The 24,249-nt window shown below is 29.5% G+C and carries 36 protein-coding genes; 18 read left to right on the forward strand and 18 right to left on the reverse strand.

The features are described 5' to 3' along the window. Window positions 1-92: 92 nt before the first annotated feature. Window positions 93-566: a DUF2254 domain-containing protein gene (locus tag MMJJ_RS02390; protein WP_104837517.1), complete on the reverse strand. Its 474-nt coding sequence runs from the start codon at window positions 564-566 to the stop codon at window positions 93-95. Between the two features lie 811 nt (window positions 567-1,377). Here MMJJ_RS02390 and MMJJ_RS02395 point away from each other — a divergent pair. Both MMJJ_RS02395 and MMJJ_RS02400 read left to right on the forward strand, forming a co-directional pair. After that, window positions 1,378-1,647: a hypothetical protein gene (locus MMJJ_RS02395; protein ID WP_104837518.1), complete on the forward strand. Its 270-nt coding sequence runs from the start codon at window positions 1,378-1,380 to the stop codon at window positions 1,645-1,647. Beyond that, the gene (locus MMJJ_RS02400; RefSeq protein ID WP_104837519.1) at window positions 1,644-1,991 is read left to right on the forward strand and encodes a hypothetical protein; all 348 of its coding nucleotides are present in this window, start codon (window positions 1,644-1,646) and stop codon (window positions 1,989-1,991) included. Before MMJJ_RS02395 ends, MMJJ_RS02400 begins: the two co-directional genes overlap by 4 nt. Window positions 1,992-2,191: 200 nt before the next feature. On the opposite strand, the gene MMJJ_RS02405 is transcribed toward MMJJ_RS02400, so the two are convergent. Further along, window positions 2,192-2,605, reverse strand: coding sequence for a hypothetical protein (locus MMJJ_RS02405; RefSeq protein WP_104837520.1), 414 nt, complete (start codon window positions 2,603-2,605; stop codon window positions 2,192-2,194). Between the two features lie 171 nt (window positions 2,606-2,776). On the opposite strand from MMJJ_RS02405, the gene MMJJ_RS02410 reads away from it, so the two are divergent. After that, the gene (locus MMJJ_RS02410; RefSeq protein WP_104837521.1) at window positions 2,777-3,046 is read left to right on the forward strand and encodes a winged helix-turn-helix domain-containing protein; all 270 of its coding nucleotides are present in this window, start codon (window positions 2,777-2,779) and stop codon (window positions 3,044-3,046) included. Window positions 3,047-3,124: 78 nt separating this feature from the next. Here MMJJ_RS02410 and MMJJ_RS02415 read toward each other — a convergent pair whose 3' ends face one another. The 14 genes from MMJJ_RS02415 to MMJJ_RS02460 all read right to left on the reverse strand — a co-directional run bounded on the left by MMJJ_RS02415 (window position 3,125) and on the right by MMJJ_RS02460 (window position 12,551). After that, window positions 3,125-4,090, reverse strand: coding sequence for a hypothetical protein (locus MMJJ_RS02415; protein ID WP_104837522.1), 966 nt, complete (start codon window positions 4,088-4,090; stop codon window positions 3,125-3,127). A 10-nt stretch (window positions 4,091-4,100) separates the two neighbouring features. Then, window positions 4,101-5,408, reverse strand: a complete 1,308-nt coding sequence (locus MMJJ_RS02420) for a hypothetical protein (RefSeq protein WP_104837523.1) — start codon at window positions 5,406-5,408, stop codon at window positions 4,101-4,103. A gap of 619 nt (window positions 5,409-6,027) precedes the next feature. Further along, the gene (locus tag MMJJ_RS02425) at window positions 6,028-9,042 is read right to left on the reverse strand and encodes a hypothetical protein (protein ID WP_104837524.1); all 3,015 of its coding nucleotides are present in this window, start codon (window positions 9,040-9,042) and stop codon (window positions 6,028-6,030) included. Between the two features lie 28 nt (window positions 9,043-9,070). Beyond that, window positions 9,071-10,039: a tyrosine-type recombinase/integrase gene (locus MMJJ_RS02430; RefSeq protein WP_104837525.1), complete on the reverse strand. Its 969-nt coding sequence runs from the start codon at window positions 10,037-10,039 to the stop codon at window positions 9,071-9,073. A gap of 5 nt (window positions 10,040-10,044) precedes the next feature. Continuing rightward, window positions 10,045-10,284, reverse strand: a complete 240-nt coding sequence (locus tag MMJJ_RS02435; RefSeq protein ID WP_104837526.1) for a DUF2540 domain-containing protein — start codon at window positions 10,282-10,284, stop codon at window positions 10,045-10,047. Then, complete coding sequence (locus MMJJ_RS09340; protein WP_169929103.1) at window positions 10,281-10,439, reverse strand: hypothetical protein; 159 nt, start codon at window positions 10,437-10,439, stop codon at window positions 10,281-10,283. Before MMJJ_RS09340 ends, MMJJ_RS02435 begins: the two co-directional genes overlap by 4 nt. Then, complete coding sequence (locus MMJJ_RS02440) at window positions 10,436-10,654, reverse strand: hypothetical protein (protein ID WP_104837527.1); 219 nt, start codon at window positions 10,652-10,654, stop codon at window positions 10,436-10,438. Before MMJJ_RS02440 ends, MMJJ_RS09340 begins: the two co-directional genes overlap by 4 nt. A gap of 5 nt (window positions 10,655-10,659) precedes the next feature. Beyond that, window positions 10,660-10,815 (reverse strand): hypothetical protein, encoded by a 156-nt coding sequence (locus tag MMJJ_RS09345; protein ID WP_169929104.1) that lies wholly within the window; start codon window positions 10,813-10,815, stop codon window positions 10,660-10,662. A 325-nt stretch (window positions 10,816-11,140) separates the two neighbouring features. After that, window positions 11,141-11,371, reverse strand: a complete 231-nt coding sequence (locus tag MMJJ_RS02445; protein ID WP_104837528.1) for a hypothetical protein — start codon at window positions 11,369-11,371, stop codon at window positions 11,141-11,143. A gap of 201 nt (window positions 11,372-11,572) precedes the next feature. Continuing rightward, window positions 11,573-11,788, reverse strand: a complete 216-nt coding sequence (locus tag MMJJ_RS02450) for a DUF2080 family transposase-associated protein (protein ID WP_104837529.1) — start codon at window positions 11,786-11,788, stop codon at window positions 11,573-11,575. Between the two features lie 12 nt (window positions 11,789-11,800). Further along, on the reverse strand, window positions 11,801-11,944 hold the full coding sequence (locus MMJJ_RS09270; protein ID WP_158658958.1) for a hypothetical protein: 144 nt from the start codon (window positions 11,942-11,944) through the stop codon (window positions 11,801-11,803). Window positions 11,945-11,948: 4 nt separating this feature from the next. Next, window positions 11,949-12,092, reverse strand: coding sequence for a hypothetical protein (locus tag MMJJ_RS09275; protein ID WP_158658959.1), 144 nt, complete (start codon window positions 12,090-12,092; stop codon window positions 11,949-11,951). A 63-nt stretch (window positions 12,093-12,155) separates the two neighbouring features. Further along, window positions 12,156-12,350 (reverse strand): hypothetical protein, encoded by a 195-nt coding sequence (locus MMJJ_RS02455; RefSeq protein ID WP_104837530.1) that lies wholly within the window; start codon window positions 12,348-12,350, stop codon window positions 12,156-12,158. Between the two features lie 12 nt (window positions 12,351-12,362). Beyond that, window positions 12,363-12,551: a hypothetical protein gene (locus tag MMJJ_RS02460; protein ID WP_104837531.1), complete on the reverse strand. Its 189-nt coding sequence runs from the start codon at window positions 12,549-12,551 to the stop codon at window positions 12,363-12,365. Window positions 12,552-12,735: 184 nt separating this feature from the next. Between MMJJ_RS02460 and MMJJ_RS02465 the strand changes: the two genes are divergently transcribed. The 7 genes from MMJJ_RS02465 to MMJJ_RS02490 all read left to right on the forward strand — a co-directional run bounded on the left by MMJJ_RS02465 (window position 12,736) and on the right by MMJJ_RS02490 (window position 19,124). Then, window positions 12,736-13,131: a hypothetical protein gene (locus tag MMJJ_RS02465; RefSeq protein ID WP_104837532.1), complete on the forward strand. Its 396-nt coding sequence runs from the start codon at window positions 12,736-12,738 to the stop codon at window positions 13,129-13,131. A gap of 97 nt (window positions 13,132-13,228) precedes the next feature. After that, window positions 13,229-13,360, forward strand: coding sequence for a hypothetical protein (locus tag MMJJ_RS09480; protein WP_276329393.1), 132 nt, complete (start codon window positions 13,229-13,231; stop codon window positions 13,358-13,360). A 60-nt stretch (window positions 13,361-13,420) separates the two neighbouring features. Continuing rightward, entirely contained in the window at window positions 13,421-14,599 is a 1,179-nt protein-coding gene (locus tag MMJJ_RS02470; protein WP_104837533.1) for a hypothetical protein, read from the forward strand. 204 nt (window positions 14,600-14,803) lie between these two features. Next, complete coding sequence (locus MMJJ_RS02475) at window positions 14,804-15,880, forward strand: toll/interleukin-1 receptor domain-containing protein (RefSeq protein ID WP_104837534.1); 1,077 nt, start codon at window positions 14,804-14,806, stop codon at window positions 15,878-15,880. A 237-nt stretch (window positions 15,881-16,117) separates the two neighbouring features. Continuing rightward, a complete protein-coding gene (locus tag MMJJ_RS02480; RefSeq protein ID WP_104837535.1) occupies window positions 16,118-18,184 on the forward strand; it encodes a hypothetical protein in 2,067 nt (688 codons plus the stop codon). Between the two features lie 120 nt (window positions 18,185-18,304). Beyond that, window positions 18,305-18,553 (forward strand): DEAD/DEAH box helicase family protein, encoded by a 249-nt coding sequence (locus tag MMJJ_RS02485; protein WP_244901550.1) that lies wholly within the window; start codon window positions 18,305-18,307, stop codon window positions 18,551-18,553. Window positions 18,554-18,584: 31 nt separating this feature from the next. Then, on the forward strand, window positions 18,585-19,124 hold the full coding sequence (locus tag MMJJ_RS02490) for a hypothetical protein (RefSeq protein WP_104837536.1): 540 nt from the start codon (window positions 18,585-18,587) through the stop codon (window positions 19,122-19,124). 42 nt (window positions 19,125-19,166) lie between these two features. Here MMJJ_RS02490 and MMJJ_RS02495 read toward each other — a convergent pair whose 3' ends face one another. Both MMJJ_RS02495 and MMJJ_RS02500 read right to left on the reverse strand, forming a co-directional pair. Continuing rightward, the gene (locus MMJJ_RS02495) at window positions 19,167-19,580 is read right to left on the reverse strand and encodes a hypothetical protein (RefSeq protein ID WP_104837537.1); all 414 of its coding nucleotides are present in this window, start codon (window positions 19,578-19,580) and stop codon (window positions 19,167-19,169) included. Next, on the reverse strand, window positions 19,565-19,681 hold the full coding sequence (locus MMJJ_RS02500; RefSeq protein WP_244901551.1) for a DUF2080 family transposase-associated protein: 117 nt from the start codon (window positions 19,679-19,681) through the stop codon (window positions 19,565-19,567). Before MMJJ_RS02500 ends, MMJJ_RS02495 begins: the two co-directional genes overlap by 16 nt. Before the next feature lie 246 nt (window positions 19,682-19,927). On the opposite strand from MMJJ_RS02500, the gene MMJJ_RS02505 reads away from it, so the two are divergent. The 8 genes from MMJJ_RS02505 to MMJJ_RS02540 all read left to right on the forward strand — a co-directional run bounded on the left by MMJJ_RS02505 (window position 19,928) and on the right by MMJJ_RS02540 (window position 24,235). Beyond that, window positions 19,928-20,212 (forward strand): winged helix-turn-helix transcriptional regulator, encoded by a 285-nt coding sequence (locus tag MMJJ_RS02505; protein ID WP_104837539.1) that lies wholly within the window; start codon window positions 19,928-19,930, stop codon window positions 20,210-20,212. Window positions 20,213-20,343: 131 nt separating this feature from the next. Then, complete coding sequence (locus MMJJ_RS02510) at window positions 20,344-20,571, forward strand: hypothetical protein (RefSeq protein ID WP_211286617.1); 228 nt, start codon at window positions 20,344-20,346, stop codon at window positions 20,569-20,571. Between the two features lie 258 nt (window positions 20,572-20,829). Next, window positions 20,830-21,039, forward strand: a complete 210-nt coding sequence (locus tag MMJJ_RS09395) for a hypothetical protein (RefSeq protein ID WP_211286618.1) — start codon at window positions 20,830-20,832, stop codon at window positions 21,037-21,039. A gap of 162 nt (window positions 21,040-21,201) precedes the next feature. Continuing rightward, on the forward strand, window positions 21,202-21,708 hold the full coding sequence (locus MMJJ_RS02520; RefSeq protein WP_104837542.1) for a hypothetical protein: 507 nt from the start codon (window positions 21,202-21,204) through the stop codon (window positions 21,706-21,708). Window positions 21,709-21,716: 8 nt separating this feature from the next. Then, window positions 21,717-22,136 carry a hypothetical protein gene (locus MMJJ_RS02525; protein ID WP_104837543.1) on the forward strand — a complete coding sequence of 140 codons (420 nt, stop codon included), beginning with the start codon at window positions 21,717-21,719 and terminating at the stop codon, window positions 22,134-22,136. A gap of 4 nt (window positions 22,137-22,140) precedes the next feature. Then, window positions 22,141-22,992 carry a hypothetical protein gene (locus MMJJ_RS02530; RefSeq protein ID WP_104837544.1) on the forward strand — a complete coding sequence of 284 codons (852 nt, stop codon included), beginning with the start codon at window positions 22,141-22,143 and terminating at the stop codon, window positions 22,990-22,992. A 252-nt stretch (window positions 22,993-23,244) separates the two neighbouring features. Beyond that, complete coding sequence (locus tag MMJJ_RS02535) at window positions 23,245-23,667, forward strand: hypothetical protein (protein WP_104837545.1); 423 nt, start codon at window positions 23,245-23,247, stop codon at window positions 23,665-23,667. Window positions 23,668-23,899: 232 nt separating this feature from the next. After that, complete coding sequence (locus MMJJ_RS02540) at window positions 23,900-24,235, forward strand: hypothetical protein (protein ID WP_104837546.1); 336 nt, start codon at window positions 23,900-23,902, stop codon at window positions 24,233-24,235. The last annotated feature ends 14 nt before the right edge of the window (window positions 24,236-24,249 follow it).

Below are 24,249 nucleotides of genomic sequence, written 5' to 3' on the forward strand. Positions count from 1 at the left end.
TACACCCGATATATAATCAATTAAAGTAAATATTGAAAAAATTAAAAGGGAAATTAAGATATAAATTCCAAATAAACCTCCCTCAGTTTCTGTTAAAAATCCTGCATTATTATGCTAAAGACTATTGACGCGGAAAAAACTGAAAAAAGCATCCAAAATTTATTATCTAAAAATATTTTAAATGTAAAAATAGAAAATCTTTCGGTTGCGATTTGAATTATAACAAAAGTTATCGAAACTATAATCCCCAATATTGCCGCCTGAGATTGTGAAATTGTACTTAGTATATACCGATAATTATCAAATGCCCCATTAAAAAAATTAAAATAAAAAACGACAGGAAACGCCAGAAATAGCGAAATTACTACATAAATAGGATTATTTCCTGAAACTATACTTTTTATACAATCTCCAACAGATTCTTTTGAAATATATGCATAACTACGGTGAAAAACAGTTATAAATAGTCCCAAATAAATTAAAAATGCAATACCGCCTAAAAAATGCATGTAAAAAATATTTTGGTTAGCAATCCACCCACAAACTAAATCTGATCCAATCCCCAAATTATCATCTTTTTTAAAAGTATTAAGTTGAGGTTGAATAATAAATTTTCTATTTTAAAATCAAACGTCCCGATATCTACAAAATAGCAGTTCGTAAAAACAGTACGGGACTAAATCCTGTAATGTAACTTATCTTAAAAAACCATAAAAAAGCTTTATTTCACTAAAATTTCGCAGATTTAAAAAAACGCGGAGACCGAGATTTGAACTCGGGTTACTCAGAGAGTAACGGGATTAGCAGACCGAAAAATTTTTTAAAATTTTCTAAGTCTTTGGAGAATTCTTTAATAGCTCAATGGCCCCTCATGATGTCTTGATAGCATGGTCCGCCAGAGTACTTGAAGGTCCATTTGACCAGTACTCTGACCATATTGTCGAGGCAATTTTAGCTATAATCTTGAGTTATAGGATTCTACCATCTACTTTGAAAATAAGAAGAAATGTTTTATAATCGACGAAAAAACGGCTTTTAAATTTAGAAATAATACATAAATTATAGTTGTTAAAGAAAATTGGCCTTTGTTTAACAATTCTAAGCGCTTAACCTGCGTTATTAAAATTTTTTAATAGTGGACCATTACTCAACTATCAAAATCTATCAAAATGTAAAGAATTGATAGATTCTGTTTTTTAAAAGTTCTAAAAACCTCTATTTTAATTAAATTTTAAATTAAAACGTTAAAAAGAGAGTTTTGAATAGTTAAAATTCGTCAACATTGATTTTTTCTATTTTTGAAATTTAAAAAACTCAATAGTTATTTATACAATCTTGTAAATAATAGTTATCAACTTGTATCAAATGGTGATAAATATGGCAGTAAGTGAATCAAAATTACAACACTCGCCAACCCTAAATACAATTCTTATGGTTGAAGAAACATTGAAAGATGCAGACAGTATCATAACAATTCCAGAATTGAAGAAAAAACTTCCAAAAAAAGTGAATCACAACACTTTAAAAGTAATTTTAGAATATTTGGAAGAAAGTAACAAAATTGCAGTATCTTTAAAAGGAATTACCTGGATATTCAATACAAATGTGAATTTAAAAAACGTAGTACATAATGGGCTTGAACTATGAAGGATGTAAGAGTAGTTCTTTCTCCAAATGCTGCTGAAATATATACCAAATTAAAAGAAAGCGATGAAAAACTTGACAAATCGATACTTAACTCATTTTTAGAAAAAGTTGAAATTTTAAAAACCAACGTTCATTATGGAGATCCTGTTTCTAAAAAGTTAATTCCAAAGGAATACGTTAAAACTTACGAAATTAAAAATTTATTTCGATTCGAATTACCTCAATTTTTCAGGGTTACGTATACAATTACAAATGGAACGACGGGAATTGAAATTATTGTTTTGGTATTGGATATTATGGACCACAAAACATACAACAAGAAATTCGGCTATAAAAATCGGTAATTTTTGATTATAGTAAAATTTTGATGCATTACAATTAAATTATCTTTTTTAATTCTTTGAAAATTAAAGAATAATTATCGACTATCCACATCTGTTGTAAAACAGGTCCCTTGACTTTTGAATTTTCAAAAAAAGGATTTTAAAAACTTTTATTTTACTTAAATTTTAAAATAAAACTGTAAAAAGAGAGTTTTTGATAATTAAAATTCGTCAACATTGATTTTGTAGAATAAATCAGCATCTTTTACATAATATAATTCGTTTCCTTTTTTTATTTCTTCGATTACTTTATCTTCTGGGACAATGTATCCAACTAAGAACTGATCTATTGTTAAATTACCTTCTGACATGATTTCAGTGGTTTTTGTTGAAAGGTCTGGCAGTTTAATTTTTTGCAATTTGTGAACTGATAACCTGTCATCTTCAACCAGTTCGACCCATTCGATTTTTTTAACAACGTTTGAGAATGAATCTGGATTAGCGTAGTTTTTATAGTCTTCAAATGCTTCAAAACCTTCTAAAGACATTTTATAAAGTGTCGATTTTAAAATATCGCTTAATTCTTCGTGACTTTTTAGATTTCTTAAAACTTTTTCTTCTATTTCTCCTGACATTTGTTTTCACCTTATTTGTAGTTAGATAAATAGTTTGCAATTCTACAAATAAAGTATGCCTATTTTTCTATAAATAGTTTGCTATTTTACAAACTTTTTATAATTGACAAAATATTATTTAATATATAAACAATTTAAGAAAATACAACTACAAACTAAAACAGTGATTAGATGGTTTTGAAACTGTTATCTAAACGAAATGTGGATAGAATTTTAAAATTATTATCTGAACATGACGAAATGTATTTTGGGCAGATAAAAACGGAAATTGAAATAAATCAAAGTAATTTAAGCCAATTGTTAACTGAACTCGTTGAAAATGGATATTTAGAAAAAAGAATCGGGGAAAGTCAAACAAACATTTCTAAAAGCTATTTTAAATTGACTGGAAAAGGAAAAAGAGCTTTAAAAATTTATGAAATTGCTGAGGAATTAAAATAAGTTAATTAAATTTAAAACAGCCTTTTTTAAAATTTTAAAAGTAGAGATATTAACATGGATTTAAATATTACTCAGAAACTATTCCACAATTATCTTCAAATCTTTTTTATGAGTTACATCTTCAAATTTTATGTCGGCAGATAACCTCAGTACGTTTGAACAGTCTTTTGGGTCTTTGTATTCGTGTTTTAAATTAAATTCCAATATTCTTGATTTTTTAGCCCCGATAACATATTCTTTTATATTTTTTAGTTCAAAATAATCATTTAAACAGAAACTTTCCTTAAACTCACGGCTTCCATACTTCAACGTAACATTGTTTGGTATTTTAATTTTAAAATCTTTCACAGATATAGGTTCTGACCCATCATTGTCTATGAATATAACTACAGAATAAGAATACTCATCAGAAATACGAATCAGATCTTTTGGGTCAATATCAACATTAATCATACCTGCAGATCGAAATCTCAGCTGTTCTACGTATGAATTTTTTCCCATTATCATAAAACATACCCCAAAAAGCACAATGTATATCCAAATTCGTAACTTTATCCAGATGAATTCGAGGTGATTGTATACATATAAATCCCAAATAGTTAAATTTAAAAAATCTGTCTTTAATTTTTGTGTAGGCAATATTTCCATTATGTAATAAAATATTTCCCAAGATCCTGTATATACTTTTAGGGATAACCATATAAATAATGAAAATAAGGCCATTATTCCAGCAAATGTCATCATTGAAGTTATCGCTGAAAAAAGTAATATTTTTAAATCTTCCCTTTTTGGATTTACGTTTTTTTCGACCGAATTTATAGAAATATGCCTCACTTTATTATTATTATTATTTAATATTGATTCATCCCTAATATCTTGATTTAAAATTAGTACGTAAAAAATCGTAAAAATAAAGACCAATAAACCTGTAAAACATAATACTTCATACTCCAAGCTAAAGTCAGTTAAATAATTTATCGAAACAATTCCAATTATTAGGAGTACTATGTTAGTTACGTGCTGGCCATATTCTACAGGTTTCATAATTTATCGCCTATTGTAGAAATATCCTTTCATATGGCCAAAGGAAAGCATCGTGTGCGTCTTTCAAAAGGTGCCTATCTTTATAATTTTCAACCCCTTTAGTTATCTTTAAGCTAACATGAGTTGGCGATATAGTTCCATCACTTTTCCCATGTTTCAAAGAATATTCAATATTTGATCCACGATAATATAAATTACCTTTTATACCCACCAATATTCCAGAAACTTCACTGAATTCCTTAAGTAATTTTTCATCATAAACATCTTTCTGGATACAACCAATATTTAATTTATCAAATTTTTCGGTCCATTCATAACGTTGTTTTAATTCCTTACCCATAATTCGAGTTCGGATATATCTAGTATTTATCTCATATCCTTTGACCACCACAGACCTGTTTATCTCATTGATGGCCTTTTGAAAATCATCGTGAAGTAATGTATCCTCAATTTTAGCAATACTATTATCAAAGTTGTATTCACCATTGCTTTCAGGTTTCAATCCCATTAATTCAAAATATTTTTGCTGATCCTCGAAATCATATCCTTTAAATCTCTTTAAAAATTTGCTATACCCGTCCAATGTTTTAAATTTATTTAAATTCTCTTTAAAAGGTTCCGATTTACTCATCTCCTGTTCATTCACGTACTGTGCATAATTTACTGTAAAAATTACCCTAACATCATTAACAAATTTTTGAAATTTTATACGGGAATTTATCGCATAATCCATATCCATCTCTGTATCATCTTCCACCCCCTTAGTTTCGAGGTATAAACTATTTTGTAAGATTGGCTTAATTTTTTTAAGCATTGAGGGCTGCGTATCTTCAACATATACCCTCTTTTTGCTTTTATCTATTCTCACATTGATTTTATTTGACCGTTTATAAAATGGAGGATGCTCCCCTTCACTGTAAATATCCAATTTAGCTTTTATGTATTTATAACTGAACCTTAATGGATTTTTTTCCAATATCTGGAAATTTTCAGCTTCCGTTAAAATCTTTTCCAAATTTTCAAAATCAACATTTTCATTAGCAATTTTTAGAATATAACCTCCGAGGGGTTTTCCCAAATATTTTATATCTCTAAGGGAATCCATTACTACTTTTTTTACTAATTCTCCATTTTTATGAGTTAAAATACTAACTGCAATTTTATCTATTGTTTTTGCCCCTTTTGAAGGAGTATATTTAAAACCATAAAGGTCTTTATGAATCGTATCTACAGTGGGTAACTTAAGGTTGGATAATGCATCATATAGTGCTTCCCATTCATCATTAGTCAATCCATTCTTATTTTTAGAATCTGGCAACATATCCCCCTAAATATATTTTTTAAATTATTGACCCGAATAACATAATTAATTTTCTTAATTACCTCAAAATAATATAACTTTTACTATATAATTTACCCACATACTACTCATTTAAATAGAAATTTTGCAGTTATATCAATTTAAATCACTGGATTAACCATAATAATTATTTTTTAAAATAAAGTTTTCTTTCATAAATTTCATCTTCAACTTTTTTTCCAGTACTAATCACAAAAATTGTGGTAACCTGGTAACCGCAAAATCAAAACGTACAATTAACCCGTATTTTTAAAAAATAACTTCTGTATCTTCTTAAAAAAGGTTACCAAAAAGTTACCATTTGGTTACCAAACATGGTAACTTTTGAGAAAAAATGGTAACCAAAATTAAAAATATTATTTTATCAATTTAAATTTTGAAAAATATTCAAATTTATTAAATTAAACTTTACATATTTCTTGCAAAAATAGTATTGAAATTAAGGACCAGCTGCAAAAGTTACAGCTCAAACTTGGATTTCTAAAAAACTTTGAAAAATAAGATATATTCCTTAAAAAAGTATTGAAAATCTTTAAAAATTAGTAATATTTTGATAGCTAACGCTATACCTTTCAATTTACGCGATCATCAGTTTTTGATCTTTAAATGCAGTCAAGATCCCCTTATCAATCATTACTTTAATTTTGTCTTCAACAGCCCCTTCCTGATAATTTCTAAACATTGCTCTTGAAATCACTGCAGCTCTTGAAACCACATTCGATTTCTTTTCTTCAACTTCGTCTTTTATGAGCTCTAAAATTATTCTTTCGTCACTGTCAAGATTTTCCGAATCATTTCTAACGAAACCTATTTCACGATCTTTTTCAATAGGCATTAAATTCATTGAAAGAGCTTTTTTCGTCTTTCCGTCAATCTTGTATTCTTTGTAGTCAAACTCTTCTTCGTTTTTTAACTTCCTTAGACTGTATATTCCAAGCTTATCGATATTTAAATGATCTTTGCTCTCGTTTGTAAGCAGTAATTTAATAAATCCTTCCTTTCGATCTTCTTTTACAAAGACACCAACTGCGGAAAGTTTGTTCATGAGCTTGTTATAAGCATCTCTAGGAACGGAATTGTTCACTGCATCATAAATATTATACTGTACGCCTTCTTCGGTAACAATAATTCTCTTAACGTCATCGACAATTGTTTTCCTGATTCTTTTTCCAAGTGTACTCGTATGCGTATAGCTTTCAACAGGATTTTCAGAACTTGAATTATATTTCATTCCAAAGCTTTCAAATAAGAACTTCAACAGTTCTTTTCCAATGTAAAATATGCTTTCTTTTGCATTCTTTCTGGAAGCCTTAAAATCCAGCGTTTTTAATTGTTCATAGAATTTATCAATATTTCTATAGATAAACGCTCCAAGTTTGTTGATTTTATCTATCAAATACCTGTGTTCATCCTCAGTATTTACCAAAGCTAAGTCATCAACGTCAATAATAACACAACGGTCAACTAGCGCTGGATCTTCTATTCGTATACTGTTTGCTGAAACCATTAATGGTCTTATAAGCGAATTTTCGATTCTTGTGCTTATGTTATATCTTGAATCTTCAGTTCTTTTGGAGGTCCCTAAAATTTTTAAAATGTCATACATCTGCTCAGGAATTTCCGCTTCGTCAATGATTAAAGGTAAATTGCAGTACTGTTCATTCTCTAATCTTATTCCCGTTCCGCCTGCTACCTTTTTACTGTTTAAAATATCCAGATTTAAGAACATTTTTGCAAAAAGCAGTTTTATTCTCGCACTTTTTCCTGTTCCAAGCTGTCCGGTAATTACAAGATTTGGAAACATATCCAGTTTTTTAGTGTCCATTAAGTAATATCTAAATAATGATGCCATAGAATACTCTAAAATCCACTTTCCAAGATCATCCTGTAAATACTGGTCTAGATGGTAAATTAAATCTTCAATTTCACCCATTTCATATTTTAAATCAAACAATTCTCTTAATTTCTTTGCTTTTCCGTGACATACATACTTTGAATCAAGTTCCCAATCATTTCCAAGGATTGAATAATTTTCCCCAAAAAATCCGTATGCTTTTGATCTCTTGATTTTCTGGTTTTTATCGTATTTTTTAACAATATGCTGGTATGTAAGATAGTAATCTTCTGCAAAATCTTCCCATGTGACATTTTTAGTCTTTACAGTGTTTACAAAGTCCAAAAATGCATGTTCTTCATCCAAAATATCAATTACTTTCTTATTTAACACCAATTCTTTATTATATTCAAAATCTTCCAGATTAAAGTACTGAACATGGTTTATATGTGGTTTTGAATAAGAACCAATATTTTTGCTCATTATCATCGTGGAATTTGCGAGCTCTTTTTCCCAAGTTTTGTTTATAATACTTGCTCCACCAACCCTCTTGATTAGAACCTGTTTTTCTTCGAGCTGTTCTTCAAGCTGTTCAGCAGTTAATTCTTCGTTTTCCCTTTTTGTTAAAAAATAGGATTTTAATGGGTTTCCTCGTTTAATATTTACGATACTGCAGTTTTTACATGATTCTTTTAATTCTGCAGGAGAATTTGCACAGTTTGAAGGAGCCCGTCTAGTTTTAAACCATTCTTCGAGGCTTTTTAAAGTCAATTCTTCATTGAAATTATTTGAATATTTTTTAAAGATTTCAAGAGTTTTTCTCGCATCATTTCCACTATCCTGGTTAAAGTACCTCATGAAAAATGCTCTTAAAAATAACTGGATTTCTCGATTTGCAGAACCAGTTTTCCTTAATTCAAGCGCTTTTTTAACACATGGTGGCACATAATCCCAGTTAATCTCTGAATTTGCTTCATAGGTTGTTTCTTCAATATTTTCTGATTTTACCTGTTCTTTAAATTGAACGTGGCTTTTAAATTCGTTTAATATCTGATCAAAAGAATAAACATTGTTTTTGTGTGATAAAATCCTGCCCTGCTTTTCCTGGAATTTTTTATTATTTGAACCAGGAATTCTTAAAACTCTTGCAAGGTCGTAGATGTTAGAATCCGCGTTTATAAAACCTTTATTAACATTGTCAAACTCAATTACTTTTTTAAATTCTTTTAACTTTTCTTCAGTGATTGACTCATTTAAAACATAGTAAACTTGCACACCGTGTCCTGTATAAAATACCCATGAAGGTTCTAGCGGAAGGTAAATACTGTTAAAATATCTTTTAACGATTGAAAATGCTTCTGAATCTGAAAGCTGGTTTAAATCTTTTTCATTAGGGGTTTCTGGATATTTTGTTTTATCTTTGTAGTCGAGGCAGTCTTTTAAAATATCAATATCTAACGGGATTATCGAGAGTTTATCGTATGTAGCGTCTTTAGTTCCGCGTTCTTCTTTTTTAAGGCCTATTCCAAAGTATACACAGAGTTTTTTATTTACTGCTCTTGATTCATCTAAAAACAAATCCAACTGTTTTGGATATTCATAAAACTTTGAAACTGGCTTTTTATTGGTATTAAATGCCCTCAATTCAAGATATGCAGTATCTTCTGAATTTTTCGAGAAAATCTGTTCAAAAAACTTTCTAACAGTATTTTCAGTTAATGCCTGCATACTTTTTTCTTTTGCCTCTGATCGATCCATTTTTCCCCTTTCTAACATTAATTTAAACTCATAGCATTTTCTTAATGTCTTTAATCATTTTCTGCTGCCTTTCTTTAGAATGTGCATAAAATAACGTCGTTTCAATTGATTTGTGCCCCAAATATTCTTTTACAATTTCAATTGGAATTCCCTGATCTAAAAGATCTACTGCTCGCCCGTGTCTTAAACTGTGGACTACGATTCGTTTGTTTTTTGGGATTTTACCTTCTTGTTTTAATTCATCAATTGTACTTTTAAATACCTGACCGATCCAACCAACTTTTACGATTCTACCGCCTTTGTTAGTTTGAAAGATCGTATCTTCCGGCCCCTGTAGTACATTAAATCTGCAGTAGTGCTTTAAAGCTTCAAGCGTGTCGCCTGAGCACGTTACCATTCTTTCTTCACTTCCTTTAGTATCCCTAAGCTTGAAGAGTCCTTCGTTAAAGTCGCAGTCGCCATACGTGATGTTTAAAGATTCAGAGAGTCTTGCTCCAGTATCCCATAAAAACCGGATGTGTACTGCATCCCTTAATTTTGTTCTACTGCTGCTTTTGATAATTTTTTGAAGCACTTGATTTATCAAATCAGCATTTATTGAATCATAGTGCTTTATTTCAAATTTTGAATATCTTTTTCTTTCCTTACTTTCTTCTTCAAACTGAGAGAAGTTTTTAAGCCGCATAAGTCGGTAAAACACCTTTAACAGTTTAAAATACTTGTCAAGAGTATTTCTTTGAAGTTTTCGCTCTTTTTCAAGATAATTAAAGAACTTGACAAAGTCGCCGTTATTTGTAATTTCAGGCGTTTTTTCGATTTCTAGGAAAACAAACGATAAAAATACCCTTAACCTCGTGATGTCATTTCTCAACGTTGTTTTTTTGATTCCATCAAATTCTCGCTCTTCCCTGAAACGGTCGAGCCATTCCCTAATTTGTGGAGTTTCTTTTACCTCATCTCGTTTTGGTTTGATAGATATAAGTTTCTCGATGTCCATCTGATTCACGCTGTGCTTTCTGTCATTATTATGTAATTTACGAGTAGATTTGTCGCTCTTCCGAATTTTTCAATTATTTTTTCTTCTTCTTTTGAAAGGCTTAATGGTCGTTTGTGCTGTTTTGGTGCTTTGACAACTTCTGCGAGCTGTTCTGGGTCGATATTCTCAATATTTTCGAGTTTATGAAAGTAGTATCGAAGGGTCCTTGCATCCATTTCTCTTATCAGGGTAAAGTGCTGTTTCATTGTTCCACCTCTTTTTCGTATTTTTCAAAAATTTCGTTTAATTCCCCTTTTATTTTATCAAAATCTTTTCCTTTAACTTTAAATTCTTGAATAACTATTGCTGTAACGTCCGCATTTCCAGATTCGTGATTTTCAACGTTTATCACATCAATCATACTTTCACCCCAATTACTTCTTTAAGCAGTTTTAATTGCTTATTTTCCAGATTCGTGATTATTTCGTAGTTTCTAACATCGACAGACGAAAATCTTTCAGGTTTTGAATCAACGTCACTTAATGCGATAAAATCCCCGTTTCTAAATTTTCTAAGAATTAAAAAAAGCACACCCTTGTCGCTTTTCAAAAAATCCCCATCTTTCATTTCCTGCATTTTTTTCACCCCAAAAATATTTTGCTTTCATTTTCTTCGACAATTGTTTTAAGTTCATCAAGAACTTCCCTAAGACCTTCCTGGTTTACAAGCCGTCCTTTTGGATTTACTTCGACCTGGAGGTTTAAAAGTCCATATTTCCAGTAAGAATAAGTGTCCATTTTTTTCACCTGTTGTAGTAAAATTTTTGAATTTTCCGAAACGTTTATAAATTGAAACGTCTAGATATATCTCGGGAATGGGAACACGACCACACCGTGCACCTTATTTTTTGATTTGATCATTTTTTTAGATCTAAACTATTTTTCTAGATCTTTTAGATGATTTTTAAACATTTTAAAGGTTTATTTAGTCTTAATTTCGAATAATTTTAAATATTATAACTTGATATTGCTATTTGGGGTAAATTCGGATCCATAATTGTACAAAACGCAATTGTACAAACTTATCGATTTTGAATTTTTACCTTCTTACGCAATTATTTTTTCAAGCGTTTAGGTAGTCGATTCTTTCAATTTTGAACATTCTATCTCGTTTCCTGTTCGTCTTCATGTCAATTTTTCTCTTGATTTTTAAAAATTCTGGACGGCTTAAAACTTTTAATTTGCATTTTTCGTCTTTTACAAGTTTCAAAATTCTAAGTAATTCGTTTTTACCACTTGCTACACCGTAACTTTCAGGAATTGCTCCTTTTTTAATGATATAATGAAATTTCACTGTTTTCACCTCTTCATAATTTACATAATTTGTCGAAACATAACGTTTAAATTTAAGATCGCCTTTGTTACTGTGGGGCCACAGTGTTCAAGGGGGTAATTTCGTAATCTCACAACCACGATTTTAACGTAGATTTATCTTTTGAAGACTGTAAACCCTTTTTTTAACAATCATCTGAACAAATTTTCTTTTTTTTAAGTTTTATTCAACAGCTTTGGTTTTTAACTGGTTTTGAATCTGAATTGCGATTCTTTCAGGCTCGACCGGGCAGTCTTCATCGTAAATGATGACTCTTGCGCGCTTTCCAACATGTTCTGGAAATGGATTTGGCCAGACCCTTCCACCGCCGCCCTGCTTTTTTATGACTGCATCGTAGCAGACAAGTATGTTTTTTTCTGAATTTTCGATAATGACCACCTTTTTTGAATTTTAGTTTTGATCTGGTTTAGTTTCTGAATTTTCATCGGATTTTGAGACTTTTACAAAATTTTCAACCTGTTTTGAACCATTAAAAAGATTTTCAAGTTCATTTTCGAAATTTTCTTTTGTTTTTTTAGCTTCTGAATTGTTCATGAGTTTACCGCCCATCTTCCGTTTCTTCATTTGTGCAGTCTCTGCATTCTAGCCCCACCGTAGTGCTTGCAGCCCTGTAAATTACGTCTACTCTAACGTTTGTAGAACCGCATTTTTTACATATTATCTGGAAATCTTTTGGATCCATTTTTATCAGCCCCATTTTCTTTAAAATTTAATTTTAAGGATTTTTAGAAATTTACTTGGTTAATCATTCTTCAATATTTAATTTTACATCTTGGTACACGCCCATGTTTACTGACATGAAAAAGTCTTCTTCATCCCACGTTATTCCCATTCCGAGAACTTTACGGCCGGTTTTTTCTAAAACTTCTTTTTCGACGCCTGCCAAGATTTTATAAATGGTTTCATACGTTTTTTCGATATTTTGATTTGAATTTTCCAATTCAGTCACCTTTTAAAATTTTTGAAGTAATAGTAGAACTAAAATTCCAAACGTAATCTGGAGTGCTAAAAACGCCCCATACGTTATTTTCATCTTTTCATAGCCTTGGATTGTTATGTAAACGAAGCAGAAAGCCAGAAATGCTGTAAAAATTATTTTTAAATATAGATTCAGTATTAAATCCACCAGGATTTCTAGCAATGATTTCACCTCTTGAATTTTACATATAACATTTTTTGTTATTTGATTACACTTGTAATTATGAGTAATTATCCTATATATAGCTTATTACATTTTTTGTTATTTAATAATTAATTTCGTTATGATTTTCAAATATATATGATAAGGTAAACATAATTGATACATGGAAAACTAGCGGGATAGTATGATTGAGATTTTTAACCAAAAATTCGTAAAAGATATTCTTACTTTAGTATTCGAGAACTCAGAAGGAATGTTTTTTACAGATCTTCAGGATAAACTAACTGAAACGTATGGGAGCATTCATCAAAGTGCAGTAAGCCGTGCAATATCCACATTATTTCAAAATAGAATGATTGAAAAATTGGAAGTTAGAGTGGACCAAAAAAATATTCCTAAAAGTTTCTATAGAATAACGGAAACAGGCAAATTTGCTTTTAAAATACTTGAAATGGATAAAGAACTTGATGAAGAAGTAAAAGGAGTTAAATTTCACAACGAAATCAACGGGGATGTTGGACAAGTTATCAACATTGATAAAGCCGACAGCTTAGAGATTAACTTTAAAAAAGGTAAATAATTACTATTTTGATATTTTATCGGGATTGAATCGATATTTTTAAATATTCTTTTTTAAATAATTAAGTTATTAAATTTATTATTTTTGAGGTGGGTTAATGGCAAGGAAAAATCCAACGACTACGAATGGTAAAGTAAATCGGGCATTAACGGGGGACGGAAGGAAAAAACCTGTAAAACAGATTAAAAAGAACATTAAAGAAATGATTGACGCTTCAAAAAAGAAGTAATTTTTTTATTTTTTTTAAGATTTATTGTAATTTAAAAAAACTAAAATTTATGGTGTATGTATGGAAATGAAAAATCTTCAAGATTTACTTATGGAAAAGATTTATTTAGAATATATAAACGGCAAAAAAACATTATCCCAATCAGAATTTAAGTATCTAGGCGTAGACAATGATGATATTTATATCGCATTGAAAGATCTGTGTTATGAAAACAAAATCGATCTTAAAGCACAAAGAACTACAATGGGTGTTTATTATTTTACAGAATTGACTGCGAATGGAATAAAATCAGTTGAAAACCCAAAATTTACTAAAAAACAGGTTGAAAAAGCTAAAAAAATTATAAATGAAAATTCAGCACTGGTAATGAATTCTAAATACCAAACACATCAAAACAACATAAAAATATTGTTGGATGAATTTGAAAACGACCCTGTTTTAAGACATATAATGCTTAAGTTAAAGATTATAGATTATGATTTTGATAGTTGGTATTCTGAAACAACATCTACAATGTCCTCAATGGTGGCTTCTGCTAGATACGAATTACCCTCAAATAAAGATAAAAGATTATCTTTATTATATAAATTTTTAAAGGCTATTTCAGAAGGTAAACTTAAAGCATACAATTTTTCATTGATGGCATTGAGCGGAGATAAAAACCTTGATACATTAACAGATGTTTTTAACGAACAGATTTTTGTTCATTTTTATAATGGAATTCTTTCAAAACTGGAAATTATTCTCGAAGAAATTGAAATTACAGGTGTGAACGTGGAGAATGTTACTATAAACTCAAATATTCAAAATTCAATTTTTAAAAACAATGAATTTTCGTTAAATAATAAACTGGTATTTATATTATGTCCTTTTGAAGACGTCTTCAACGTTGTTTGTGCAGATCATATTAAACCCCTCATGACATCATTAGACTTGGATTGTATGCGTGCTGACGATATATTTGACACCAAACCGATCATTGAAGATATTTGGAAGTGTATTAACGAAGCTCGCATTATAATTGCAGATTTAACACATAGGAATCCAAATGTTTTTTATGAATTGGGTCTTGCACATGCATTGGGAAAAGAAGTTATTACAATAACTCAAAATATTGCAGATATTCCCTTCGATGTTCGCCATATGCGAATTATTGAGTATTCTTACACTCCACGGGGAGTTGAAAAATTACAAAATGATTTAAAAAAGACTATCGAAACGATTTTAAACAGAACATAATACTTTTAAATTTTAAAGTAAATCGATCTTTTTAAATTTTTTAAAGCCGAGGGCTTATGGATTAACTTTAAAAAAAGTAATTAATTCTATTTTTGATATTTTATCGGGATTTAATCGGTATTTTTAAATATTCTTTTTTTAATAATTAAGTTATTAACTTTTATAACGATTTATTTTGATATTGTAACTTATGGGGGCAACATATTGTTTACGTTACATAATTCAGTAATAAATACTGCGATCATTGTTTTTGAAAAGATGAGAAAGAAAGACATCAATGCATATTTTTCTAAGAAATCCTACCAGCACGATTTAAGAATAGAAGGAACTGGGGGAAGTAACGCCTCCCTTTTTGAAAGTTGGATATCGCAATTTCCCCCCGAAATCCAATTAGAATGTTTAAATGAATTAATGCAAAAATATGGCCCTGATGACGATCAAGGTCTTGGTGAGCTTTTAGAAAGTGAAACTATTCAATATTCTAAATATTTATCTAAAAATGAATCAGGTTTAAACAATAATAAAAATGAAAAATTAGATTTTGGAGGGGTTACTATGGCAACCAATAAAAAAAAGAAAATATTTATAAGTCATTCTTCAAAAGATAAAGAATATGCAAAGCTTTTAAGAGATGTTCTGGAAAATGCCGGTTTAACCCATGATCAAATATTTTGCACATCCCTAACGGGACATCGAAATGAATTTGGAAAAAATTTCTTAGACAATATAAAAAACAAGCTAAATGATGATTACTTAATATTATTCCTTCTTTCTAGAAATTTCTATGAAAGTCCCATGTGTATGTGTGAATTAGGTGCAGCATGGGTTAAAACAAAAGAATCCGTTCCCGTATTAATCCCCCCTTTTGATTACGACGACATGAATATGACAATAAAACATACTGAAGGTTTTAAAATAAATGAGAAGGATAGAATACACGAATTTAAGGATTATTTAGATTCTAACTTTAATAATAAACCAATTCCTGTTTCCATTTGGAATGAACGAACTGAAAAAACTTTTTCAGATATCATTAAATTAATTGAAAAAGATTCAAAAAATGCTAAAAAGTCCTCCAAAAAAACAACTGCAAAGAAAACAAGTGATAAAAAGTCTAAAAACTCAGAAAATAAAACTTCAAAATCAAAAACTGCTAAAAAACCTACTAATGCTAGAAAAACCAGTACTACAAAAAAATCAGATGATCCTTTTAATATTAATATATCAACAGATAGTTCAATATCAGGTATTCTTGGCGGAAATTCTAAAAAATTATTCTAATTCTTTCTTTTTTAAATTTTAAAGCCGATGGACTTGAAATTAACTTTAAAAAAGGAAAATAATTACTATTTTGATATTTTATCAGGATTGAATCGATCTTGTTTTAAATTTTTAAAGTGCACTTTAAAACATAATTATATTATAAATTAAGCCTATATAATGAGGTAATTTTTAATTTTAACTCACTAAAATATTCATAATCAAAACGGTAATCAATAAATCAAAAGGCGATTTCAATTGAATTTTTTCAAAATAACAACGTGTTTATTATTACTTTTTGCATTAATTTCAGTAAATTATTCTGCTGAATTTGTAGATGATGGACAGTATGTCTATTGTAAATTAACAAACGAAAATTTGGGTGAATTTGGTATATTGAATAGATCTATCTCAGGCACAGATAATGTTTATCTTGTAACGGGATTTTCTGAAAGTGCTAATTTGCCAAATAATACTTATCTTGACTTATCATTAGATAAATACTTTCCAAATGTTGGAAATCAAGGTAAAATCGGTTCATGTACCTCATGGGCTTGTTCATACTATGCAAATTCATATTTACAGGCAAGAATTAACAACTGGGATTTAAAAGGAAATGACAGTTCTAAATGTTTGAATCCGTTGTGGACGTATAATAAAATGAACAATGGGGAAATATACCTTGGAGCTAACTCCGAAGATACATTAAAAATGCTTTCAAGAATTGGTGCTGTAACTTATGAAACAATGCCTGAAAATGAGAGCTATACTTTTTGGGGCGATGAAGATGACTGGCTTGAAGCACCCCAATACAGAATAACAGGCTTTGATTTCACCCTAACGAGTAATACTGAAATTATAAAATCATGGTTGAACGAAGGTTCAATCGTAATTATTGCAATCCATTACGATGATTTAAGAAATTGTTTTGAAAATACATCCATAATTTCAGATCACTGCCAATCTCATGAGGACGCAACTCACGCGGTCGTAATTGCAGGGTATAATGACAGCATGTCAAAAGATAATGAAACAGGAGTTTTTAAAGTTGTGAATTCTGAAGGCCCATTATGGGGCCCTAATGGTGATGGATGTTACTATATGACGTATGATGCAGTTTCAAATCTAAAAGATTGTTATTGTGCTAGGATATCTGATGCAGTGTACAATACTTCAGATTCTCACCCCGAACTTATTGGGTATGTACGGTTTGATCCCGAAAATAAAGGTACAAAAGATCAAAACATAATTTTTGGAATTGGAAATGAGTCAAATATTTCTGGATATGTAGATATTTTTGGAAGTCTTTATTGTAATCAAAATGGCGGAAACGGCTCAATGCCTGATTTTATCGTAATTGATTTGACTGACTGGAAATCTGAATTTGAAAACTCATTAAACACCACTGGAAAAGGATATTACTTTGTTAATTTTTCAAATGGAACGGAAACTTCAATAATTTCTGAATTTGGAATAATTAAATACAGCTCTTATCCAGATATCGAAGAAATAAATACATTAAATTCGTATGCTTGCAATAAATCAGTAGTATTTAAGTTTTACAGTAAAACAGCCCCCGAAATTATTAATTCAAGCGTAAATGTTTTAGAAAACGAAGTTATTGTTTCAATAAGTGCAGAAGACGTTGAAAACGACCTATGGGGCGTAAACGTATACTTTGACGGTTCAAATGAATATTATTCATTAAACGGTACAAATGAAACGTTTAACGGCTCATTTGATAAATCCATGTTTTCATACGGCGAACACTACGCAATATTTGAAGCGTTTGATGGTTCAGGAAACGTGAATAATAGTGAAATGGTTGCTTTTGAAATTTCAGCCCCAGCTACTTCTTCAAGAAGTACTGGAAACCATTATAGTTCCGATCTTTCTGATGGAATTAGTTCTGGAACCATTAAAAGAGCAGTTTCAAATTCAAATATTATATATGGAAGCGATGTAGATGAAGGATATGCTTTGAATTTGAGAGAGAATGTTAAAAATGGAAACGATTACGAACTTTCAGGAGATACAATAATTGTTGGTGGACCAGAAGCAAACGGATTTGCTGAAAAGTACGATTCAGAGTTTGAAATTTCAATTACAAACGACTATCCTGGGGAAAATAAAGGGCTAATTCAAGTGAAAAATATTGAAGTACGCGACGGAAACATAATCAAAACTTATCAGGTAATATATATTGCAGGTTCTGACAGGTTTGGAACACAGGCTGCTTTAGAATACTTTAAAACTTTAGATGAGCTTCCCGATATGCCCCTTACTGTTGAATGGACTGAAAATGGACCTGTGGTTGTTGAATAATTAATTTATTTTTCTTTTTTTAATATTTTGTGGTATTTGCGCAAAAAATCAACACTTTTAAATATACTTCTTTTTAAAAACTTAAAGTAAAACTATTTCTTAAATTTAAACGTGAAACCAATGATCCCAGAATCTCCAAATATGCTAGAACATATCCCAGAAGACTTTAAGTACTGGAGAAAGTATCAGCAGGAAAAAATTGAGGAGATTTTAGGCCATATTTCAAACGGTAAGAAAACAATTGTTTTAAATGCACCAACCGGGGCTGGAAAATCACTTTACAATATTTCGGTTGGTTCTATTTTAAATTCATTAAAAAGTTATCAAATAATTAACATTTATATAGTCCATTTTGATAGTTTATTTTGACGAAATAACCCATCTAAACCGTGTGAGAAAAATGTTTAAAAATAAATTATATGGCGAGACCCAAATAATTCAGATTGAAAAAGTAGAAACTCTTGTTTTAAATTACAACGGCAAAGGAGAAAATAACTATTCAAAGTCCCAAAGCTACTGGGATAAGAAAAAACGCTCTTTAAAAAAGTCTGCTCTTTTTAAAAATTATATTTCTGAAAAAGTGTTTCCTCCAAATTATTTTAAAATAATGAATCGAGAATGTAAATTTAAAAACGAACCCGACTATAAAGTAATTTTAAAGGAAAATAGCGATTATTTTTATTTAAAATGTAAATTCAGAGGATATTTATATAATAATTTTTACGATTGGGCAAGGCCTGATCAGATTGATTCGTTTAAAGAATTTTCTGAAAGAGTAGAAACCCCTGTTTACTTTGCATTTGGTCTTGGCGGCTGTCCAAATGATCCTGATAACGCATTTTTATGTCCTCTTGAAAAAGTAAAGTGTAAATTAAAGTTAAAAGAGCTTGAACCCTGGAGAATTCAGTGTTTAGAAGATGTTTCAAGGATTATTTGTTAATCTATTTTTCATGATGACTCCAGGATTATTCTTTAATAAAAGTTAAAATTCGTCGACATTGATTTTGTAGAATAAATCAGCATCTTTTACATAATATAATTCGTTTCCGGATTTGATTTCTTCGATTACCTTATCTTCTGGGACAATATATCCAACTAAGAACTGATCTATTGTTAAATTGCCTTCTGACATGATTTCTGTGGTTTTTGTTGAAAGGTCGGGTAATTTGATTTTCTGCAATTTGTGAACTGACAACCGGTCATCTTCAACCAGTTCGACCCATTCAATTTTTTTAACAACGTTTGAGAATGAATCTGGATTTGCGTAATTTTTGTAGTCTTCGAATGCTTCAAAACCTTCTAAAGACATTTTATAAAGTGTTGATTTTAAAATATCGCTCAATTCTTCGTGGCTTTTTAGATTTCTTAAAACTTTTTCTTCTATTTCTGCTGACATTTCTTTTCACCTTTTTCATCTTCTTTAATTTTAACTTCTACTTGTTTTCCAACTAGTTTTTTAGGTAATGTTATGTGTCCAGTGTTTCCGAATGGTTTCACGTTCTTTTCAATTGTTTTTTCATTTTTGATTCTTCATCATCTCTTTATTTTTAAAAAAAATAAAATTAAGGGGTGCTGTTCAGGCGGGTATGTATTTCACTAGTGAGTAATTACTCACTAATAAACTAGTGGATATCCAACTATATAAAATTTACGAAATTATATCACTAATGATAAAAACCTCACTAGAGAATAATATATCTTTAATTACACATTCATCTCTAATGATAATATGAGTTGGATTGGATGATAAGTGCATTAGCAAAGAAAAATTCTAGAGCAGTATTGGAATTACTCGCAGAAAAAGAAGAAGGACTTCATTTCGGGGAAATTAAAAAAGAATTGGGGATAGATGGCAGGGTATTAACGGATACTTTAAATGCATTTTTAGATTTTGAGTTAGTTACAAGGACAGCAGAAGATGAATCAAAAAGGATGTCAAAAGTGTTTTATGCGATTACTAAAAGGGGTTTAGAAGTTTTAAAAGCATATACTTACTTGGACGAAATTCAAGCAGGAAAATTTGACTAAAATAAGCTTAATATTATTTTAAATTTGTATTTTGTAAGATTTACTTTAAAGAAGGATTTATGTCTTCTTAATTTAATTAATGTTTATTGATTGAGGGAAAATTGATTAAAGGTGGAAATGTGGGCGATAATTTGGAAAAAAAAGATTATTTAAAATTCGAACTGGATCAAGCATATTCTGACTATCGGTATTATGATACCAAAATAAAAAATCAGATAAATATGATGATCGGGGCATGGGTAGCTTCAATTCCAATATTCAGTTTAATTTTTAATATTACTACAGATCCGTTTTTAATTTTGAAATTAGCGTCATTATACATAGCATTAATCCTTATGGTATGCCTCATGTTAATGTAGGATATAAAAAAAGCGGCCAAAGATCTAAAAAATTCTTATAAATCAATTAATATTTTTAAAAAATATTATTATATCGAAAATATGCCCGAATATAAGATATACCCTCCATCTATATCGATAATACAATTTTTATTTATTAACTATATCGCATTTTCAATATGTTCCGGATTATGGGCTATTTTAATATTTTGGCATTCTATCAAGTTTATAATAGGACATCAAACAGAGGATGAATTATTTAGTATACTTTCGGTAGTAATGATGTTGGCAATACTTTGCTGCTCAGTATATTACTTTAAAGAATATACTGAAATCCTGAATATTTTTAAAGAATATGATCTTGAGGTAAAAAGCAACATCAGTTTTAAAAGGATAGTTACTAAAATTTTTGATAAAGACGCAATTATAGGTTTTTTAAGTTTAATAATTATTTTACTTTCTGGAATAATTTTCAAATTGTTATTTTAAATTTGGTGAATAAGTTTAATTCAAAACAAGAACAATGTCAATTAAATTATAGAAAAAATAAAATTATTATTGGGAAAACTACATAAAAAATTAAGGACAATATCGAAAAAAATATATAACGTTTTGAGAAAAGTAAATTATATTCTTTTAAGGGATGAAAACATGCCAGGAAAAAATTCTGAGAACTTTGAACATATTAAAAAAATGGTTGATATTTTAAAAAAATATGAAAATACTCCAAAATATGCCGTAACTGTAATGAAGAATAATATTGGCATGAGTGTTAACAATGACGTTAAATCAGAATGTGAAAAACAAGGAATACCTAAAAACAAGATTGATCTATATTTTAGAGAAATTTTTGGAATAATTAACAAAAAAGTTATAGAGAAGAAAAGTGATGAAACTGAAACTTCAAAATACGTTCTTAAGAATTTATATCATGAAAGTTTTGGTGAAAAATACGAAATGTTTAAATCACAGGTATGCCCACTTTTCGAAAAAATAAGTTTAATGAATTTACGTAAAACCGACAGTGCTAACAACGAATACAAATCCAAATTAATTAAAATAGTTTTATCAAATGAAGATGGTACAAAAAAAATAATTAACTTTGAATGTACCTCTGACGAATTAATAAATATCATAGAAGTACTGTCTGAAATGTAGGTGAAAAAATGGGGGAAATGCTTACAATTAATTCAGAAACTTTTGAACATTCAAACTATTTAGATGATAGTTTTGAAAAACATTATAAAAATCAGGAAGAAGATGAAATTTTAAACATCCAAAGTAATACATTAATATTCCAACGTTCTTTTGAAAAAGATGAAGAATTAAACCCTGAAATTGTGCATAACGATAAAAAAAGAGTTATGAACTACATTAGAAATTATAGATTACTGTATAGCTTAGATATTCTTCCGGATTATGTTAATGATGATATTTACGAAACAATATTGCAGTCAATGGAATTGAGAAAAAGTAAAAATAAACAAAGAAATGTAAAATCTGTACTTACAGAAATACTTTTAAAAGGAACAGTCGCATTGATGGAAGATATTGAGGAAAAATTAGATGCTAAAAAGGGGGAATAATTAAATGAAAGTTGGGGGGATCATTAACGATGTATGCATTGATACATGTGTACTTTACTGTTTATTACTAATATTAAAGTATGAGCAACATTATTCAGCTCCTTTTTTTTCAAAACAGCATTTTCACACTGAAAAAACCGTATATGATAATGAAATAGACTCTTTTATTAAATCCAAGGCACTTAAAATTAAATTTAAAAGATTTACATTATCAACGTTGGGCGATGAAATTCAAACAAAATACTACGAATCCGATAAGTTAGATAACAATATGAAAAATTTTTTTGATGAATTAAGGAAAGTTTATCGTGATGATTTTTTTAATAGTTATTATAATGAACTTAAAAATAATGGTATTTATGTGCATGATCTAGAAAGCTTCATAAACGACTGTTATTGTGGAAAAACCGTATATGATAATATATTGCCAAATCGGAAAGAATATCCTCTCCAAGACGGTCTTTTAATTAATTTAATTAAACTTATAGCTCAGGATACTGACAAGATCTTTCAGTATAATGCCTCCGGAAAAAAGAATGTTGGTGAACACATATTATATGTTCTTGCAATATTATTAAATGCTACCGATTTTGTAACAATTGATTACAGAGTCTGCGATAGCATATATGAAAAATTTAACGTTCCGGAAAATGAAAAGAGAGGTACTTCTTCTTATCCTTGGTCAGTGGGTACAAAAGGTTTTGCTACGTATCTGGAAGAAGTTTTAAACGGCCATAATAAAGAATTAATTGCGTATTTAATCATTTCAAGACATTTTTTAAAAACTTTTCAGGGTAAGGATCATTATGAAATAAGAAAGATTAACGCCCTTTTAGACCATTATGAAAAAGTTTAATTGTTTTTAAAATTTCTTTTTTAAATTTTAAAATAACCTTATCCTTTTAATTTTAAGAATTCTTATCTTAAATTGCTCTTTTTAAATAGTAATAAACGCCCATGAATAAACCTTTAAATTATTTATGCGACCATTTACAATGTGATATTATTCAGGGATTAAAGAAATATTACTATAAGGGGTGTTAAAATCGAAATAAACAAGAGTTCTAGACATTCTAAAATAACGGGTGATTTTTCAGAATATATTGTATTGTACTGGCTTTCAAAATCGGGTTTTGAATGTGCGAGGGTTGATCATACAGGTATAGATTTAATCGCAAAAAACAAAGAAACAGATGAATTAATGGGAATTTCTGTTAAAGGTAGGTCCAGGTCAGAAAATACTGAAAATACTTCGTTAAACATCAAGAATAGTGATTTTGACAAGGTTGATTTGGCATGCGAGGCATTTGGATGCATTCCTTACTTTGCACTAGTGTTCGATTTAAAAAATACTATGTACCTGTTCATCATTTCAAAAGAAAAGCTGTTGAAAATACATCCCCCTAATAAGGCCGCATGCTCATGGAAGATGACTGACAAAAAAATTGGAGAATATCTCAAAGATGAGGAAATCAAAACTATAAAATTTAATTACGAGAATTTATCTTGGTGGGATGAATCTAAAAATTAAGGATGTAATTTATAATATTTTTTTAACTATTTTTCTTTGATTTTAAAGCTAAAAAACGAATTTAAAACGTTATTTCAATAAATTATAAATAATATAAGCTCTTTTATTTAATCAGGTAGAGTAAATTTTTTTAATTCTTATTTTGAGATTTATCAATCGTTGAAAAATAAGATAAGCCCCGTGATAACTCTATCGACTTTTTTAAATATCCTCATTTCCCCCTCTTTTTAAGGTGATTATTTTGATTAAAATCTGTCCGTATTGTTTAAAGCCTGTTGAACATTTTGAAAGGGATTATCACAAATCCGAAGTCAAAGCTGTCAATGTTCATACGAGTAACAAGAATTGCAGTGTTTTACAGACTGGTTTTGTTAAAAATCAGGCGAAATGTTCAAACATTCAGAGTTTGAAAATAAATGCAGGAAAAATTGCTAAAGATTTGAATTTATCTGAAATTCAAAAGAAAGACTTTTTTAATTCGATTATCAAGTTAAAACGACATAAAAACCACCTGAAAGATTATGTTATTTTGCAAAGTGCATTAAACACCGTTTTGGTGGGTGGTTAATTTGATAAAACGTT

This window comes from Methanococcus maripaludis (genome assembly GCF_002945325.1).
In the GTDB taxonomy this organism is placed as follows: domain Archaea; phylum AGJL01; class Methanococci; order Methanococcales; family Methanococcaceae; genus Methanococcus; species Methanococcus maripaludis.

Coding starts and splice junctions, on each gene's coding strand:
- MMJJ_RS02465 (WP_104837532.1), top strand. CDS start 12,736: ATGATTGAGATTTTTAACCAAAAATTCGTAAAAGATATTCTTACTTTA.
- MMJJ_RS02495 (WP_104837537.1), bottom strand. CDS start 19,580: ATGTCAGCAGAAATAGAAGAAAAAGTTTTAAGAAATCTAAAAAGCCAC.
- MMJJ_RS09345 (WP_169929104.1), bottom strand. CDS start 10,815: ATGGACACTTATTCTTACTGGAAATATGGACTTTTAAACCTCCAGGTC.
- MMJJ_RS02485 (WP_244901550.1), top strand. CDS start 18,305: ATGATCCCAGAATCTCCAAATATGCTAGAACATATCCCAGAAGACTTT.
- MMJJ_RS02405 (WP_104837520.1), bottom strand. CDS start 2,605: ATGTCAGGAGAAATAGAAGAAAAAGTTTTAAGAAATCTAAAAAGTCAC.
- MMJJ_RS02505 (WP_104837539.1), top strand. CDS start 19,928: ATGATAAGTGCATTAGCAAAGAAAAATTCTAGAGCAGTATTGGAATTA.
- MMJJ_RS09480 (WP_276329393.1), top strand. CDS start 13,229: ATGGCAAGGAAAAATCCAACGACTACGAATGGTAAAGTAAATCGGGCA.
- MMJJ_RS02490 (WP_104837536.1), top strand. CDS start 18,585: ATGTTTAAAAATAAATTATATGGCGAGACCCAAATAATTCAGATTGAA.
- MMJJ_RS02520 (WP_104837542.1), top strand. CDS start 21,202: ATGCCAGGAAAAAATTCTGAGAACTTTGAACATATTAAAAAAATGGTT.
- MMJJ_RS02430 (WP_104837525.1), bottom strand. CDS start 10,039: ATGGACATCGAGAAACTTATATCTATCAAACCAAAACGAGATGAGGTA.
- MMJJ_RS02395 (WP_104837518.1), top strand. CDS start 1,378: ATGGCAGTAAGTGAATCAAAATTACAACACTCGCCAACCCTAAATACA.
- MMJJ_RS09395 (WP_211286618.1), top strand. CDS start 20,830: ATGATGTTGGCAATACTTTGCTGCTCAGTATATTACTTTAAAGAATAT.
- MMJJ_RS02415 (WP_104837522.1), bottom strand. CDS start 4,090: ATGAAACCTGTAGAATATGGCCAGCACGTAACTAACATAGTACTCCTA.
- MMJJ_RS02440 (WP_104837527.1), bottom strand. CDS start 10,654: ATGCAGGAAATGAAAGATGGGGATTTTTTGAAAAGCGACAAGGGTGTG.
- MMJJ_RS09340 (WP_169929103.1), bottom strand. CDS start 10,439: ATGATTGATGTGATAAACGTTGAAAATCACGAATCTGGAAATGCGGAC.
- MMJJ_RS09275 (WP_158658959.1), bottom strand. CDS start 12,092: ATGGATCCAAAAGATTTCCAGATAATATGTAAAAAATGCGGTTCTACA.
- MMJJ_RS02425 (WP_104837524.1), bottom strand. CDS start 9,042: ATGGATCGATCAGAGGCAAAAGAAAAAAGTATGCAGGCATTAACTGAA.
- MMJJ_RS02410 (WP_104837521.1), top strand. CDS start 2,777: ATGGTTTTGAAACTGTTATCTAAACGAAATGTGGATAGAATTTTAAAA.
- MMJJ_RS02435 (WP_104837526.1), bottom strand. CDS start 10,284: ATGAAACAGCACTTTACCCTGATAAGAGAAATGGATGCAAGGACCCTT.
- MMJJ_RS02530 (WP_104837544.1), top strand. CDS start 22,141: ATGAAAGTTGGGGGGATCATTAACGATGTATGCATTGATACATGTGTA.
- MMJJ_RS02525 (WP_104837543.1), top strand. CDS start 21,717: ATGGGGGAAATGCTTACAATTAATTCAGAAACTTTTGAACATTCAAAC.
- MMJJ_RS09270 (WP_158658958.1), bottom strand. CDS start 11,944: ATGAACAATTCAGAAGCTAAAAAAACAAAAGAAAATTTCGAAAATGAA.
- MMJJ_RS02470 (WP_104837533.1), top strand. CDS start 13,421: ATGGAAATGAAAAATCTTCAAGATTTACTTATGGAAAAGATTTATTTA.
- MMJJ_RS02400 (WP_104837519.1), top strand. CDS start 1,644: ATGAAGGATGTAAGAGTAGTTCTTTCTCCAAATGCTGCTGAAATATAT.